Consider the following 15327-nt stretch of genomic DNA (forward strand, 5'->3'; position numbering starts at 1 on the left):
GCATGCATCCAGGTCAGGAAGGACCGCAGATGGCACAGCAGGTACGCGGCGTGATCGCCCCCGGCAAGAACGAACCGGTACGCGTCGAGACGATCGTCGTCCCCGATCCCGGCCCCGGTGAGGCCGTGGTGAAGATCCAGGCCTGTGGCGTCTGCCACACCGACCTGCACTACAAGCAGGGCGGCATCAACGACGACTTCCCCTTCCTCCTCGGCCACGAGGCGGCGGGCATCGTCGAGTCCGTCGGCGAGGGCGTCACCGACGTCACGCCCGGCGACTTCGTGATCCTCAACTGGCGTGCCGTCTGCGGCCAGTGCCGGGCCTGCCTCCGCGGCCGCCCGCAGTACTGCTTCGACACCCACAACGCCAAGCAGAAGATGACCCTGCTCGACGGCACCGAGCTCTCCCCGGCGCTCGGCATCGGCGCCTTCGCCGAGAAGACCCTGGTCGCGGCCGGCCAGTGCACCAAGGTCGACCCGTCGGTCTCCCCGGCCGTCGCGGGCCTCCTCGGCTGCGGCGTCATGGCGGGCATCGGCGCCGCGATCAACACCGGCCAGGTGGGCCGCGGCGACTCGGTCGCCGTCATCGGCTGCGGGGGAGTGGGCGACGCCGCGATCGTCGGCGCCCGCCTCGCCGGAGCGGCGAAGATCATCGCCGTCGACATCGACGACCGCAAGCTCGAAACGGCGAAGTCGATGGGCGCCACGCACACCGTCAACTCCCGCTCCACCGACCCCGTCGAGGCCGTCCGCGCGCTCACCGGCGGCAACGGCGCCGACGTCGTCATCGAGGCGGTCGGCCGCCCCGAGACGTACAAGCAGGCCTTCTACGCCCGCGACCTGGCCGGCACGGTCGTCCTCGTCGGCGTCCCCACCCCCGACATGCAGCTCGAACTCCCCCTCATCGACGTCTTCGGCCGAGGCGGCGCGCTCAAGTCGTCCTGGTACGGCGACTGCCTGCCCTCCCGCGACTTCCCCGTGCTGATCGACCTGCACCAGCAGGGCCGCATCGACCTCGCCGCCTTCGTGACGGAGACCATCGGCCTCGGCGACGTCGAGAAGGCCTTCGCGCGGATGCACGAGGGAGACGTACTGCGCTCGGTGGTGGAGTTCTCATGACCGCGGCCCGCATCGACCACCTCACCACCTCGGGCACCTTCTCCCTCGACGGCGGCACCTGGGACGTCGACAACAACGTGTGGATCGTCGGCGACGACTCCGAGGCGATCGTCATCGACGCCGCCCACGACGCGGACGCCATCCGCGCCGCCCTCGGCGACCGCACCCTCCTCGCCATCGTCTGCACCCACGCCCACAACGACCACATCGACGCCGCCCCGGCCCTGGCGGCCGCCACCGGCGCCCCGATCCTCCTCCACGAGGACGACCTCCCCCTCTGGAAGCAGACCCACCCCGACCGGGACCCGGACTCCGCCCTCACCGACGGCCAGGAACTCACCGTCGCGGGCACCGCCCTGAAGGTCCTGCACACCCCGGGCCACGCCCCGGGCGCGGTCTGCCTCTACGCCGAGTCCCTGGCCACGGTCTTCACCGGCGACACCCTCTTCCAGGGCGGTCCGGGCGCCACGGGCCGGTCCTTCTCGCACTTCCCGACGATCGTCGACTCGATCCGCGACCGCCTGCTGACGCTGCCCGCGGAGACGTCCGTACGGACCGGTCACGGCGACCCCACCACCATCGGCGCGGAAGCTCCGCACCTCGCCGAGTGGATCGCCCGCGGCCACTGACGGCACATACGACGACGGAGGGGGCGGACCGCACACGGTCCGCCCCCTCCGTCGTCCCCCGTCTCAGACCTTCTTCACCAGGCTCGACTTGAGACGCATCGCCCCGAAGCCGTCCACCTTGCAGTCGATGTCGTGCCCGTCGACCGGTTCGACCAGCCGGATGCCGCGCACCTTGGTGCCCGCCTTGATCCCCGACGGGCTGCCCTTCACCTTGAGGGCCTTCACCACGGTCACGCTGTCCCCGTCGGCCAGCACGTTCCCCACGGAGTCCCGCACGGCGGCCGGCCCCGCGTCACCGTCGTCGGCCGCCCCTTCCTGGGGCACCCACTCGTGCCCGCACTCCGGGCACACCACGAGGGCGTCCATCTCGTAGGTGTACTCACAGGAACATTCGGGGCAAGGGGGGAGGTTCTCCATCATTCGCCCAGGATATCGGCCTGCGAGAACGCTCCAGGACATACAAAAAGACCCCAGATGAACTGGGGTCTTCTCTGTGGTGTCCGAGGGGGGACTTGAACCCCCACGCCCGATAAAGGGCACTAGCACCTCAAGCTAGCGCGTCTGCCATTCCGCCACCCGGACAAGGTGTCTGTCGTTCGGGGCTGTTCTGTGCTGTCCCGTTCCGACGTGGAAAACAATACCAGGGGTTTCGGGTGCTCGATCACCACCCTCCTCGTCCCCTCCCACCTGCATGAACGGCACATTGCGCAGGTGGGCCCCCCTTGGGCGGCGGAGCCGGGAGCGGGAGGATGAGGGGGACCACCAGCAACGCAGTGGGAGGAAGCAACGTGAGCGAGTCGAACACGACCCGGACAGTGAGCGGCGAGGACGAGGTCGTCGACCTCTGCCGGGATCTCATCCGCATCGACACCAGCAACTACGGCGACCACTCCGGGCCGGGGGAGCGCAAGGCCGCCGAGTACGTCGCGGAGAAGCTCGCCGAGGTCGGCCTCGAACCGAAGATCTTCGAGTCCCACCAGGGACGCGCCTCGACCGTGGCCCGCATCGAGGGCGAGGACCCGTCGCGGCCGGCGCTACTCATCCACGGCCACACCGACGTCGTACCGGCCAACGCGGAGGACTGGACGCACCACCCGTTCTCCGGCGAGATCGCCGACGGCTGCGTGTGGGGCCGCGGCGCGGTCGACATGAAGGACATGGACGCGATGACCCTCGCGGTCGTGCGCGACCGTCTGCGCACCGGCCGCAAGCCCCCGCGCGACATCGTGCTGGCCTTCCTCGCCGACGAGGAGGCGGGGGGCACGTACGGGGCGCGGCATCTGGTCGACGACCATCCGGACCTCTTCGAGGGCGTCACGGAGGCCATCGGCGAGGTCGGCGGCTTCTCCTTCACCGTGAACGAGAACCTGCGCCTGTACCTGGTGGAGACCGCGCAGAAGGGCATGAACTGGATGCGGCTCACGGTGGACGGCACCGCGGGCCACGGTTCGATGACCAACAAGGACAACGCCATCACCGAGCTGTGCGAGGCGGTGGGGCGGCTCGGCCGTTACGAATGGCCGGTGCGCGTCACCAAGACCGTGCGGTCCTTCCTCGACGAGCTCTCCGACGCGCTCGGGACCGAGCTCGACCCGGAGAACATGGACGAGACCCTGGCCAAGCTCGGCGGCATCGCCAAGATGGTGGGCGCGACCCTGCGCAACTCGGCCGCCCCGACCATGCTGGACGCGGGCTACAAGGTGAACGTCATTCCCGGCCAGGCCAGCGCCCACGTCGACGGCCGCTTCCTGCCCGGGTACGAGGAGGAGTTCCACGCCGACCTCGCCCGCATCCTCGGCCCGAAGGTGAAGATCGACGAGAGTCGCTCGCACCGCGACAAGGCGCTGGAGACCGACTTCGACGGCCATCTCGTGGACGCGATGCAGAGCGCGCTGCGCGCCGAGGACCCGATCGCCCGCGCCATCCCGTACATGCTCTCGGGCGGCACCGACGCCAAGCACTTCGACGACCTGGGCATCCGCTGCTTCGGCTTCGCGCCGCTCCAGCTCCCGCCCGAGCTGGACTTCGCGGGCATGTTCCACGGCGTGGACGAGCGGGTGCCGGTCGACGGGCTCAAGTTCGGCGCCCGGGTGCTGGACCGGTTCATCGACAACTGCTGATGCCCGGGGCTGTGACCGAGGAAACGTATTGCCCAACTATTCGCCAGCGTGTGCTACTTGAATGAAAAGAGTGAATGGGCGGACGGGGTCGTAGCCCCACTGGTTTCTCTTCGTTACAGGTGATGCGGTCCGCGGCTGGGATCGCACCTTTCAACTAGGAGGAACAAAATGATCAAGAAGATCGTCGCTGCTGCGGCTGCCACGGGTGGCCTCGTTCTCGCGGGTGCGGGCATGGCCGTCGCCGACTCGGGCGCCCAGGGTGCCGCGCTGAACTCCCCCGGCGTCGTCTCGGGCAACGTCGTGCAGGTCCCGGTCCACGTGCCGGTGAACGCGTGCGGCAACACGGTCAACGTGATCGGTCTGCTGAACCCCACCTTCGGCAACACCTGCATCAACAAGTGACGCTGTGTGTATGACCCTCTGAGGGTCTGATATTCCCGGGCGGCCCCGGAGTGCGCGCCATGCACTCCGGGGCCGTTCGCGATTTCCGTCCGCGGACACAGACGTCCGCGGACATTCCGGTAGGCAGAGGCAAGGGAACGATCCAATGCGTCAGGTCACCACAAAAGGTCTGATCACCGTCGCGGCCGCCGGTGGCGTGCTCGCACTGAGCGGCGGCGCTGCGCACGCCGACTCGGGTGCCGACGGGACCGCGTCGAACTCACCGGGCGTGCTGTCCGGCAACTCGGTGCAGGTCCCGGTGCACGTCCCGGTCAACGCGTGCGGCAACACCGTCAGCGTCGTCGGAGCCCTCAACCCGGCGATGGGCAACGCCTGCGCCAACAAGTCCGGTTCGGCCACGCCCGGCGGACCGGGCACGCACACCGGCACCCACACGGGTGGCGGTGCGTCCGCCGACGGCGACACGAGCAACTCGCCGGGCGTCGGCTCCGGCAACAACGTCAAGGTTCCGGTGCACGTCCCGGTGAACGCCTGCGGCAACGGCGTCAGCGTCATCGGGCTCCTCAACCCGACCTTCGGCAACGACTGCGCCAACGAGTCCGGCCCGGCCACCCCCGACGAGCCGCAGGCCCCGGCCACCCCGGACGAGCCGCCGATTCCGGCCACCCCCGACGAGCCGCTGCCCCCCGCCACCCCGGACGAGCCGGGCCCCCCGCCCACCCGGGCGATCCCGAACACTCCGCAGACGCAGACCGTCACCCAGCCCAGGGCCACCGAGATGCTGGCGGAGACCGGTGCGTCCGGTGCGCTCGGCACGGTGATCCCGGTGGGCGCCGGACTGCTCCTCACGGGCGCGGTGCTCTACCGCAGGGCACGCTCGGCGGCGTAACACCCCTGTACCCGGCGGCGTCACACCCGCACCGTACACAGCTGTACCCGGAGCGGGCCCCGTGGTCGCGGGGCCCGCTCCGTGCGTCGTGCCTGTGGTTCACCCGTGGTCCGGTGGGCTCACCACGTGGCGCGCACCTGGCGGATGATCCGCCTGCGCAGCCGCACCCGGCGGCTTCCGTCGCGGTGCAGACTCAGTCGGTCCAGCTCCCAGTGTCCGTATTCGGCGTGGTCGGTCAGCAGACGCGTCGCTTCCTTGCGGGAGACCCCGCGCGGGACGTACACGTCGACAAATTCGTATTCCGGCATCGCATCTATTGTGCGGGCAGAGGTCGTCTACGGATAGCGTCTGCACTATGTCTGATGCCGCTCAGCCCACCACCGCTGCCGAGGTACGCGCCGCCGCCGAGGCGGTAAAAGCCGCGCTGGACCGCCACCTTGAGGCGGTCGAGCGCCGTTCCGGAGACGACGACCCCGCCGTCTACGACGCCTTCAACGAACTGGCCGCGGCCGCGGAGGACTACGACGAACTGCTCTACGAGCGGTACGACGAGGTCACCCCCTTCGAGATCCCCAGCCCCGAGGACTCCGTATCCGCCCACAAGGGGCCGGTCGACGCGCTCAGTGTGCTGATCCGCCGCGACTACTCCGTCGCCCAGCCCCAGCGCCTCCTGTCCCAGGCGCAGCGCCTCGCCGACCTCGACCCGGACTCCGGGCCGAACGGACTGCCCGCCTCCGGAGGAGTCGTCGGCAGCAGCGTGCAGGCCGCACTGGGGATCCTCTTCGGCGAGTACGAGCCGGACGAAATCGCCTCCAGGCACAAGGAGTTCGGCCTGGAGGAGGGCGACTCCACGCTGTGGGTGGCCGCGGTGGAGGAACTGCCGGAGCCGGGGGAGTGGCTGGGCTCCCCCTTCGACAGCGCCGACCAGAGAGACGTCGTGTGCCGCTTCGACGTCAGCTCGGTCTTCGACGACGACGAGATGGACGACCTCGAAGAGGCCTGAGCACGCTGCGGTACGGAGGAGGGGGCGTGGGCATCGAATGCCCGCACCCCCTGCTCCGTACGCCGCCCTGCTTACGTCGTACTGCCCCGTTACGCCGGGGCCTCGGCCGGTGCCGGGCGCAGCAGTTCCGCCAGCCTGGTCGTGCGCGGCTGGGCCACCACCTCCGCCACCGCGCGCGGCAGCGCCTGGTCCACGCCGTGCACCACGGACAGGTGCCGCTCGCCCCGGCCGAACGCGGTGTACACCCACGCGCGGCTCAGGGCCTGCGCCGCGTCGCCCGGCAGTACCACGACCACCGCGGGCCACCGCATCCCGGCCGCCTGGTGCGCGGTCAGCGCCCACGCGTGCCGTACGGACGCCTCGACCCGCTCCTTCGGTACGACGACGGGTACCCCGGAGCAGTCCAGTCGGAGCCCGTCCGCGTCGGCTCCCCGGACCGTGCCGGGCACGGTCCGGCCGGGCACCGGGACGTACGCGATCCGGTCGCCGGGGTCGAAGCCGCCGAAGCGCCCTGGACCGGGGTTGAGGCGCTGCTTGAGCGCCGCGTTCAACGCCCGGGTGCCGGCCGAACCACCGTGGCCCGGGGTGATCACCTGGGTGTGCTCGGGCGGTACGCCGATGGCCCTGGGCACCGAGTCCGCGACGAGCTGGACCGTACGGTGCACGGCCTCGCCCGCGTCGCGCACCGGCACGATCACGACCTCCTTCTCCGGGGCCTCCACCTGGTTCAGCTCACCGATGCCGATGCCGGACACCAGCTCGCCGATGGGGCCCGGGTCGGGGGTGCGGGAGGCGACCTGCGGGCAGGCCCGGGCGCCCAGCACATCCACGAAGACCTGCCCGGCACCGGCCGACGGCAGCACACCCGGGTCGCCGGCGAGCACCAGCCGGGCCCCGTCGGGCAGCGCCTCGACGAGCACCGCACCCGTCTCCACGTCCAGCTGGGGGGCGTCGAACACGACCAGGAGATCGAGGTCGAGGGCGCCGTCGGCGTCCCGGCCGGGCCCCTCGGCGCCGGACAGCAGACCGGAGAGGGTGACGGCCCAGGTGCCGTCCGTGCCTTCGGATCCTTCGGTGCCCGCCGTCGCGCCCTCGGAGTCCTCCGCTGCGTCCTTTGCCGCGCCTGCCGCGCCTGCCGCGCCTGCCGCGCCTGCCGGGTCTGCCGCGCGGGCGCGCAGCACCGCCGCCACCCGGTCCCGGCCGTCCGCGCTGTGCGTGGCCGCGTACGCCCGCAGGCCGAGCCGGTGGGCGGCGGCCAGCAGGGCGGCGGGCTCGGCGCGGGACGCCTCGCCGCCGGTGTGGGCGACCAGGCCGTGGCCCGCCACTGCACGCACCAGATCACCGGCGGACCCCGGGAGCAGCTCCCACTCCCCGGCGTCCTGCACGGGGGAGTTCACCAGCCGGGCGAGGCCCTCGGCCAGGCTCTCCTCGGCCATCGCGTACCGGTCGAGGCCGAGGAGGGCCGGGGCGGGCTCGACCGCTTCCGCCGCCGGGTCCTCGGCCCCCTCCGGGGCTTCTTCCGCGGTGTCCTCGGCCTCGGGCCCGTCCTGGAGGGCCAGTGCGACGCCCTCGGCGACCGCGTGCGCCACCGCCTCGGCAGGGTCGGGGACCCCGAGCCCGGCGAGCGCCTTGCAGATCTGGTCCGTCGTGACGGCCGTGTGCCCCTTGAGGGCGGCCCGCTCCAGCAGCCAGCCGACGAGAGCGGCGGCCCGCCGTCCGTCGGCGGGACCGCACTCAGCGCCGAGCAGCGCGCGGGCGAACCCGTCGGCCTGCTCCGGCAGCGTCCCGGGGACGGACAGCAGCAGCCAGGGATCCTCGCGCAGCGCCTGCGCGGCCCGGTCGCCGAGCGCCCCTGCGACCTCGGGGGCAAGCGAATCGGGGGCGCCGCCGGCGGTCAGCACGCTCCGGACGTCCGCCACCGTCTCCGGCGCGACGACGGCTCCGGCGGTGGGCGCGGGCGGGGCCGACGCGGTCTGCGCGGCCTGCGCCGGTACGGCTGCGGGGGATGCCTGAACGGGGGCGGCGACCGGCGCGGACCCGGCACGCGGTGGTGCGGGCGCGGGCGTGGGCGCCGCCGTGAACGCGGCCGACGGCTTCGCACCGCTCTCCACGGCCCGTACGGCAGCCATCAGGTCGGCTGCCGTACCGCTCAGCTTGGACCCGGCGGCAATGGCGGCCTTCTCGGCCTTGCGCTGCTCGATCTTCGCCCGGAACTCCCGCTGGGCGGCCAACTCGGCCTGGGCCTCGGAGAGTTGGGGGACGGCGGGGGCGTCGGGGGCAGCTTCCGCGGATTCGGCGTTTGCCTCGCCGTCCGCGGGTTCGGCCACCGCGGCTGTCTCGCCCGCCTCGCCCGCCTCGCCCTCCTCGGCCGTCGAGGCCGCCTCGGCCGCCTCGCCCTCCTGGTCCTGCGGATCCGTCCCGTCCGCTTCGTCCTGCGGGTCCGTCGTGGTCTCCGCGTCCGTGCGCGCGTCCGTGTCCATGGTCTCCACCGTCCCGGTGTCGTGCTGTGCGGCCTGCGCGTCCGGCGGCGCGGCTGCTGTGTCGTCGTCCGGTGTCCCGGCCGCCGTGTCGGCGGTCTCGGGGTCGGCCGGGGGGACGGGGGTCTCCCCCCGGGGGTGCGCGGTCACAGCGTGCTCCAGTCCTGGTCGGGATAGCGGTGCACGGGCGCGGACACATCGTCCAGCGCTCGGCAGATCTCGTCAGGAAGACTAAGCGCCTCCACTGACAATGCCGCCGCGAGCTGCTGCGCGTTGCGCGCCCCCACGATCGGCGCGACCACTCCCGGCCGGTCCCGCACCCAGGCGAGAGCCACCTGGAGCGCGGTCGTCGCCAGGCCGTCGGCGGCGGTCGCGACCGCGTCCACGATGCGCCCCGCCGCGTCGTCCAGGTACGGGGCGACGAAGGGGGAAAGCTGCTCGGAGGCGCCGCGCGAGTCGGGCGGCGTGCCGTGCCGGTACTTGCCCGTCAGCACGCCCCGGCCGAGCGGGGAGGACGGCAGCAGCCCGACCCCGAGGTCCAGCGCCGCGGGCAGCACCTCGCGTTCCACGCCCCGCTGGAGCAGGGAGTATTCCATCTGGGTACTGGCCAGCCGGGTCCGTGTGCCGGGGGCGGCCAGCTGCCAGGTGGCGGCCTTCGCGAGCTGCCAGCCGCAGAAGTTGGAGACCCCCGCATAGCGGGCCCGTCCGCTGGCCACCGCGATGTCGAGGGCCTGCAGCGTCTCGTCCAGCGGGGTGCCCGGGTCGAAGGCGTGCACCTGCCACACGTCGACGTAGTCCGTCCCCAGCCGCTCCAGCGAGGCGTCGAGCGCGGCCAGCAGGTGCCCGCGCGAGCAGTCGAAGCGGCGGTACGGGTCGGGGACGCTGCCCGCCTTGGTGGCGATCACCAGGTCGCGGCGCGGTACGAGGGATTCCACGAGCTGCCCGAGCACGTACTCCGCATCGCCGTCCCCGTACACGTCGGCGGTGTCGACGAGGGTGCCGCCCGCCTCCCAGAAGACCTTCAACAGATCGGCGGCGTCGTGCTCGCCGGTGTCCCGGCCCCAGGTGAGGGTGCCCAGCCCGATTCTGGAAACGCGCAGGCCCGTGCGGCCGAGATGCCTCTGCTCCATGGCCGCGAGATTACTGGTCCGCACCCCCGCTCGAAGGAGGCCTGTGGACAACCCGCCGCTGACGAATTCCCCCGATGCGCGCTAGGCTCCGCCGCACCAGAACGTTACTGATCAGTAAGAGGAGCGACGCATGCGGCTCGGGATCAACCTCGGCTACTGGGGAGCGGGCATGGACGGCGACAACCTCGCCGTCGCCAAGGAAGCGGACCGGCTCGGCTACTCGGTCTGCTGGGCCGCCGAGGCCTACGGCTCGGACGCCCCCACCGTGCTCTCCTGGGTGGCCGCCCAGACCGAGCGCATCGACATCGGTTCCGCGATCATGCAGATCCCGGCCCGCCAGCCCGCCATGACGGCGATGACCGCCGCCACCCTCGACTCCCTCTCCGGCGGCCGCTTCCGGCTCGGCCTCGGCGTCTCGGGCCCCCAGGTGTCCGAGGGCTGGTACGGCGTGAAGTTCGACAAGCCGCTCGCCCGCACTCGCGAGTACGTCGAGATCGTCCGCAAGGCCATGTCCCGCGAGCGGCTCTCGTACGAAGGGCAGCACTGGACGCTGCCGCTGCCCGGCGGCCCCGGCAAGCCCATCAAGCTGACCGTGCACCCCGAGCGCGAGACCATCCCGCTCTACATCGCCGCCATCGGCCCCAAGAACCTGGAGCAGACCGGCGAGATCGCCGACGGCGCACTGCTCATCTTCCCGTCCGCCGAACATCTTGAGGAGACGGCGATCGCCCCGCTGCGCGCGGGCCGCGAGAAGGCCGGCAAGTCGATGGACGGGTTCGACGTCTGTCCGACGCTGCCGCTCGCCGTCGGCGACGACGTCTCGGCACTGGCCGACATGTTCCGTCCGTACACCGCGCTGTACGTCGGCGGCATGGGCAGCCGCAAGCAGAACTTCTACAACAGCCTTGCCCAGCGCATGGGTTACGAGAAGGAAGCCGCCGAGATCCAGGACAAGTACCTGTCCGGCGACAAGAACGGCGCAGCCGCAGCCGTGCCGCACCAGCTCATCGACCAGACCACGCTGCTCGGCCCGGTCGAGCGGATCGCCGAGCGGATGCAGGCGTACGCCGCCGCCGGAGTCACCACGCTGACGCTGGCCCCCGCGGGGTTCACGCTCGACGAGCGGATCACCGCACTGCGGGCGGGCACGGAGGCGCTGGAGCGCGCCGGACTGGCGTAACCCTCGAAGGGGCGCACTCCTCAAGGGGGACAACCCTCAAGAGGTGTGCGGGAGTTGAAGTCTGCGGCCGTGGTGGGGGCTCGGGGGTCTTCCCCGCCACGGCCGTCACGCAGAACAACGCCCGAGACGCCAGGGGGTTACGCCCTCTTGAGGGATTGCACACTCCGCCATGCGGGCGACTTGTCCGTCATACCTGTTGCCTCCCGGTCCGTGCCGCACTTCACTCGATTCATCGAGCGCAGTTGAGTGCGTACGGACAGGCGCCCGGAAGGGCACACGGAGGTGGCAGTGATGCTCTCTGCTCGGAGTCTCTTCCAGGAAATCCTCGACAACGACGAGTCGTTCCAGCTGTTCTGTTCGGTCGCCGCCAGCGGTGAGGCACAGGGCGGCTGGGAGAACGGCCGGATCGCCGCCCTGGTCCCGGACACCATGCGCGACCTCGCGCCCAAGATCACCCGGCACGGCGCCGACGAGGACAAGCACGGCCGCCTCTTCCGAGCTCTGCTGCGCAAACGCGACCTCAAAGAGGTCGAGGTGCCCCTCGAACTCGACTACACGCTCCTCCTGGAGCGCGCCGGCATCGGCCTCGCGCACAGCAAGCTGCGCGCCGACGAGACCCTCACCGAGGAGGACATCGTCGTCTACCTCTCGCACAGCCGCGTCACCGAACAGCGGGCCGCCGACCAGATGGACATGCTCGTCACCTACTTCGGCGACCACCCCGAGGCGGGCAAGCCGATCAAGATGATCTGCCAGGACGAGGAGAACCACCTCGCCTACTGCCACGAGGAGCTGCTGCGCCTCGCCGCCCTCGGCCACGGCCGCACCATCCAGCGCACCCTGCGCGAGTGCGTGCGCGTGGAGATCAAGGTCTACCGGGACGTCAGCCTCGCCGTGATGGACCGGATGGGCCGCGTCCTGGGCTGGCCCGCGCACAAGTCCGCCCTGCTCTCCACGGGCATCCGCCTGATGTACCTGTACGAACGGCTCGGCGGCTGGCGCAAGGCGGTCACACTGACGATGCCGGAGCGCAGGGGAGCGCTGGACGGGCCCGCCACCGCCGGAGAAGCGGCGTGAGCGGACGGGGCGGACCCGGCCGGCTCAGAGCCAGCCGCGCCGCTTGAACAGCCGGTACAGGCCCACCTCGCACAACGCCATGAACAGCAGCACCCCGTAGTACGCCCACCCCCACTTCAGCTCCGGCATGTGCTCGAAGTTCATGCCGTAGATCCCCGCCACCATCGTCGGCACGGCCGCCATCGCCGCCCAGGCCGAGATCTTCCGCATGTCGTCGTTCTGCCGGACGCCCATCTGCGCCAGATGCGCGGAAAGGATGTCGGAGAGCAGCCGGTCCAGGCCGTCCACCTGCTCGTTGGCGCGGGTCAGGTGGTCGCCGACGTCCCGGAAGAACGGCTGCGCGTGGTCGTGCACGAACGGCAGCCCCGGGCTGGACAGCCGCAGCATCGGCTGCGCCAGCGGCGCGCTCGCCCGGCGGAACTCCAGCACCTGCCGCTTGAACGTGTAGATCCGGCCCGCGGTGCCCTTGGCGTCGCCGCCCTGCGGCGAGAACACCTCCGCCTCCAGCTCCTCCATGTCCGTCGCCAGCTCCGCCGCCACCTCCAGATAGTGGTCGACGACCGCGTCGCTCACCGCGTAGAGCACTGACGTCGGACCGTGCGCCAGCACCTGCGGGTCGGACTCAAGACGTTTGCGTACGGCGGCCAGCGGCGCGCCCTCGCCGTGCCGGACGGTCACCACGAACGAGTCGCCGACGAAGACCATCAGCTCGCCGGAGGTCACCGTGTCGCTCTCCGGCTCGTACACGACCGGCTTCAGCACGGCGAACAGAGAGTCCTCGTACACCTCCAGCTTCGGCCGCTGATGCGCCGACAGGGAGTCCTCCACGGCCAGCGGATGCAGCCCGAACTCCGAGGTGACCAGGCCGAACTCCTGCTCCGTCGGCTCGTGCAGCCCGATCCACAGGAAGCGGTCCTGCGCGGCGCGCGCCTCTTCGAGCGCGTCGGAGAAGTCGGACGGGCCCTCGGTGCGGCGGCCCTCGCGGTAGATGGCGCAGTCGACGATCACGGCGTGCATTCTCCCCGGCCACGGGGTCCTGCGCACCCGGGGTCACCGCTCCGCCTAGGCTGGGAGGCATGGCCACGCTGATCCTCGTACGGCACGGACGTTCCACCGCCAACACCGCCGGGCTGCTCGCGGGCCGGACGCCCGGTGTCGCCCTCGACGAACGCGGCACCGAGCAGGCCGCCGCACTGCCCGGACGGCTCGCCGGACTGCCTCTTGAGGCGGTGGTGAGCAGCCCCCTGCAGCGCTGCCGGGAAACCCTGCAGCCGCTGCTCGACGCACGCCCCGGTCTGCCGCTGCACACCGAGGAACGGATCAACGAGTGCGACTACGGCGAGTGGTCCGGGCGCAAGCTCGGCGAACTCACCGACCACCCGCTGATGGAGGTCGTGCAACGGCACGCCTCGGCCGCGTCCTTCCCCGGCGGCGAGTCCCTGCGCGCCATGCAGGCGCGCGCGGTGGACGCCGTGCACGACTGGAACGCGACGATCGACGCCGAGCACGGCACCGACGCCTGCTACGTCATGTGCTCGCACGGCGACATCATCAAGTCCCTCGTCGCGGACGCCCTCGGCATGCATCTCGACCTCTTCCAGCGCATTCACGTCGACCCGTGTTCCCTGACGGTGATCCGCTACACCAGGCTGCGGCCCTTTCTCGTGCGGCTCGGGGACACCGGAGACCTGTCGGGACTCGCCCCGCAGGGGGTCCCGGACGGCAAGGACGACGGCGAAGCGGCCGTGGGAGGCGGCGCCGGTGCGCCGTGACGGCCGTGTGCCGGGGCGGCGTGATCGACGTGCACAGTAGGGTGGTCGCGCCGTAAGCCATTGCCGCACGGCAGTCGGCTCCCCAACCCCCGAACCGATGGAGATCAGGACGTGTCCCGTCAGGTGTTCCTCTACGACCCGCCGGAGCGTTTCGTGGCCGGTACGGTCGGGCTGCCTGGCCGCCGTACCTTCTTCCTCCAGGCTTCGGCGGCCGGTCGCGTCACCAGCGTTTCCCTGGAGAAGACCCAGGTCGAGGCCCTGGCCGAGCGCATCGACGAACTGCTCGACGAGGTCGTGCGCCGCACCGGGGGCAACGCCCCCGTCCCGGCCGTCGCCCCCTCCGACGTGCACGACACCGCCCCCCTGGACGCCCCCGTCGAGGAGGAGTTCCGGGTCGGCACCATGGCGCTCGCCTGGGACGGCGAGGACCAGCGCATGATCGTCGAGGCGCAGGCCCTGGTCGAGCTGGACGTCGACACCGAGGAAGACCTCGCCGAGGCCGAGGAGCGGATGCTCCAGGACGAGGAGAACGGGCCGCCCATGCTGCGCGTGCGGCTCAGCGGGGCCCAGGCGAGGGCCTTCGCCAAGCGGGCCCTGGACGTCGTCAACGCGGGCCGCCCGCCGTGCCCGCTGTGCAGCCTGCCGCTCGACCCGGAGGGACACGTATGCCCGCGCCAGAACGGATACCGGCGGGGGCTGTGACACCGCCCGCCGACCCGTCGACCCTCCTCGCCAAGGGCGAACTCAAGGTGCTCGGCCAGGTCAGGGAAGCCTCCAACGCGGTGCTCTACTGCGAGATCTCGTACGAGGGCGAGAGCGCCCGGTGCGTCTACAAGCCGGTCGCGGGGGAACAGCCCCTCTGGGACTTCCCCGACGGCAACCTCGCGCGCCGCGAGGTCGCCTCGTACGAGATCTCCGAGGCCACGGGATGGGGCCTGATCCCGCCGACGGTGCTGCGTGACGGCCCGTACGGCGAGGGCATGTGCCAGCTGTGGATCGAGGGGGACGCCGAGGAGGGCGGCGCGCTCCTCGCCCTCATGGAGGACGGAGAACCCGGCGACGGCTGGAAACCGGTGGTCCTGGCCGAGATCGCGGAGGGCCGCACCGCGCTCCTCGTGCACGCCGACGACGTACGGCTGCGGCGGCTCGCGGTACTCGACGCGGTGATCAACAACGGCGACCGCAAGGGCGGCCACCTGCTGCCCGCAGGTGACGGCCGCCTCTACGGCATCGACCACGGCGTCACCTTCCACGCCGACGACAAGCTGCGCACGCTGCTGTGGGGCTGGGCGGGGGAGCCGCTGCCCGCCGAAGCGGTCGAGGTGCTGGAGCGGCTCGAAGCGGGCCTGCGCGACGGGACCCCGCTCGCCACCCGACTGGCCGAACTCGTCACCGCGGTGGAGCTGGACGCACTGCGGGCCAGGGTGGCCGGACTGCGCACCGCGGGCGTGCATCCGGCGCCGAGCGGGGAGTGGCCCGCGATCCCGTGGCCGCCGGTCTGAGCGGTCGCAGGGGGCCGCACGGGCGCGG

General features: G+C 71.6%; 16 protein-coding genes and 1 tRNA gene. 11 read left to right on the plus strand and 6 right to left on the minus strand.

What is annotated here, in order from left to right; all coding sequences use genetic code 11:
- Positions 1-29 precede the first annotated feature (29 nt).
- Both ACH4SP_RS31975 and ACH4SP_RS31980 read left to right on the plus strand, forming a co-directional pair.
- Positions 30-1118, plus strand: coding sequence for an S-(hydroxymethyl)mycothiol dehydrogenase (locus ACH4SP_RS31975; RefSeq protein WP_398420024.1), 1089 nt, complete (start codon positions 30-32; stop codon positions 1116-1118).
- Positions 1115-1747 carry an MBL fold metallo-hydrolase gene (locus tag ACH4SP_RS31980; protein WP_398420025.1) on the plus strand — a complete coding sequence of 211 codons (633 nt, stop codon included), beginning with the start codon at positions 1115-1117 and terminating at the stop codon, positions 1745-1747. Before ACH4SP_RS31975 ends, ACH4SP_RS31980 begins: the two co-directional genes overlap by 4 nt.
- 63 nt (positions 1748-1810) lie before the next feature.
- Here ACH4SP_RS31980 and ACH4SP_RS31985 read toward each other — a convergent pair whose 3' ends face one another.
- Both ACH4SP_RS31985 and ACH4SP_RS31990 read right to left on the minus strand, forming a co-directional pair.
- On the minus strand, positions 1811-2167 hold the full coding sequence (locus ACH4SP_RS31985; RefSeq protein WP_398420027.1) for a zinc ribbon domain-containing protein YjdM: 357 nt from the start codon (positions 2165-2167) through the stop codon (positions 1811-1813).
- A gap of 74 nt (positions 2168-2241) precedes the next feature.
- A tRNA-Leu gene (locus tag ACH4SP_RS31990) sits at positions 2242-2329 on the minus strand.
- A 206-nt stretch (positions 2330-2535) separates the two neighbouring features.
- Here ACH4SP_RS31990 and ACH4SP_RS31995 point away from each other — a divergent pair.
- The 3 genes from ACH4SP_RS31995 (at position 2536) to ACH4SP_RS32005 (ending at position 5158) form a co-directional block, all read left to right on the plus strand.
- Positions 2536-3867, plus strand: a complete 1332-nt coding sequence (locus ACH4SP_RS31995; protein ID WP_398420029.1) for a M20/M25/M40 family metallo-hydrolase — start codon at positions 2536-2538, stop codon at positions 3865-3867.
- A gap of 168 nt (positions 3868-4035) precedes the next feature.
- On the plus strand, positions 4036-4269 hold the full coding sequence (chpH, locus tag ACH4SP_RS32000) for a chaplin ChpH (protein WP_398420031.1): 234 nt from the start codon (positions 4036-4038) through the stop codon (positions 4267-4269).
- 145 nt (positions 4270-4414) lie between these two features.
- Entirely contained in the window at positions 4415-5158 is a 744-nt protein-coding gene (locus tag ACH4SP_RS32005) for a chaplin family protein (RefSeq protein WP_398420033.1), read from the plus strand.
- Positions 5159-5277: 119 nt separating this feature from the next.
- Here the strand turns inward: ACH4SP_RS32005 and ACH4SP_RS32010 are convergent, their stop codons facing one another.
- On the minus strand, positions 5278-5466 hold the full coding sequence (locus ACH4SP_RS32010; RefSeq protein WP_005319466.1) for a DUF5703 family protein: 189 nt from the start codon (positions 5464-5466) through the stop codon (positions 5278-5280).
- A gap of 47 nt (positions 5467-5513) precedes the next feature.
- Here ACH4SP_RS32010 and ACH4SP_RS32015 point away from each other — a divergent pair, with 47 nt between their 5' ends.
- Entirely contained in the window at positions 5514-6161 is a 648-nt protein-coding gene (locus tag ACH4SP_RS32015; protein ID WP_398420035.1) for a hypothetical protein, read from the plus strand.
- Positions 6162-6250: 89 nt separating this feature from the next.
- Here the strand turns inward: ACH4SP_RS32015 and ACH4SP_RS32020 are convergent, their stop codons facing one another.
- The gene (locus ACH4SP_RS32020; RefSeq protein WP_398420037.1) at positions 6251-8788 is read right to left on the minus strand and encodes a helix-hairpin-helix domain-containing protein; all 2538 of its coding nucleotides are present in this window, start codon (positions 8786-8788) and stop codon (positions 6251-6253) included.
- Positions 8785-9768, minus strand: coding sequence for an aldo/keto reductase (locus tag ACH4SP_RS32025; RefSeq protein ID WP_398420039.1), 984 nt, complete (start codon positions 9766-9768; stop codon positions 8785-8787). The genes ACH4SP_RS32020 and ACH4SP_RS32025 overlap by 4 nt, the downstream gene beginning before the upstream one ends.
- Positions 9769-9898: 130 nt before the next feature.
- On the opposite strand from ACH4SP_RS32025, the gene ACH4SP_RS32030 reads away from it, so the two are divergent.
- Both ACH4SP_RS32030 and ACH4SP_RS32035 read left to right on the plus strand, forming a co-directional pair.
- Positions 9899-10948, plus strand: a complete 1050-nt coding sequence (locus ACH4SP_RS32030; protein WP_398420041.1) for an LLM class F420-dependent oxidoreductase — start codon at positions 9899-9901, stop codon at positions 10946-10948.
- Between the two features lie 291 nt (positions 10949-11239).
- Positions 11240-12025 carry a ferritin-like domain-containing protein gene (locus ACH4SP_RS32035; RefSeq protein WP_398420043.1) on the plus strand — a complete coding sequence of 262 codons (786 nt, stop codon included), beginning with the start codon at positions 11240-11242 and terminating at the stop codon, positions 12023-12025.
- A gap of 24 nt (positions 12026-12049) precedes the next feature.
- On the opposite strand, the gene corA is transcribed toward ACH4SP_RS32035, so the two are convergent.
- Positions 12050-13042 (minus strand): magnesium/cobalt transporter CorA, encoded by a 993-nt coding sequence (gene corA, locus ACH4SP_RS32040; protein ID WP_398420045.1) that lies wholly within the window; start codon positions 13040-13042, stop codon positions 12050-12052.
- Positions 13043-13101: 59 nt separating this feature from the next.
- Between corA and ACH4SP_RS32045 the strand changes: the two genes are divergently transcribed.
- The 3 genes from ACH4SP_RS32045 (at position 13102) to ACH4SP_RS32055 (ending at position 15299) form a co-directional block, all read left to right on the plus strand.
- Positions 13102-13797: a histidine phosphatase family protein gene (locus ACH4SP_RS32045; RefSeq protein ID WP_398420047.1), complete on the plus strand. Its 696-nt coding sequence runs from the start codon at positions 13102-13104 to the stop codon at positions 13795-13797.
- 111 nt (positions 13798-13908) lie between these two features.
- Positions 13909-14499 carry a DUF3090 domain-containing protein gene (locus ACH4SP_RS32050; RefSeq protein WP_398420049.1) on the plus strand — a complete coding sequence of 197 codons (591 nt, stop codon included), beginning with the start codon at positions 13909-13911 and terminating at the stop codon, positions 14497-14499.
- Positions 14463-15299 carry an SCO1664 family protein gene (locus ACH4SP_RS32055; protein WP_398420050.1) on the plus strand — a complete coding sequence of 279 codons (837 nt, stop codon included), beginning with the start codon at positions 14463-14465 and terminating at the stop codon, positions 15297-15299. Before ACH4SP_RS32050 ends, ACH4SP_RS32055 begins: the two co-directional genes overlap by 37 nt.
- Positions 15300-15327: the final 28 nt, after the last annotated feature.

The sequence above is a fragment of the Streptomyces sp. NPDC021093 genome (assembly GCF_044333135.1).
GTDB lineage: Bacteria > Actinomycetota > Actinomycetes > Streptomycetales > Streptomycetaceae > Streptomyces.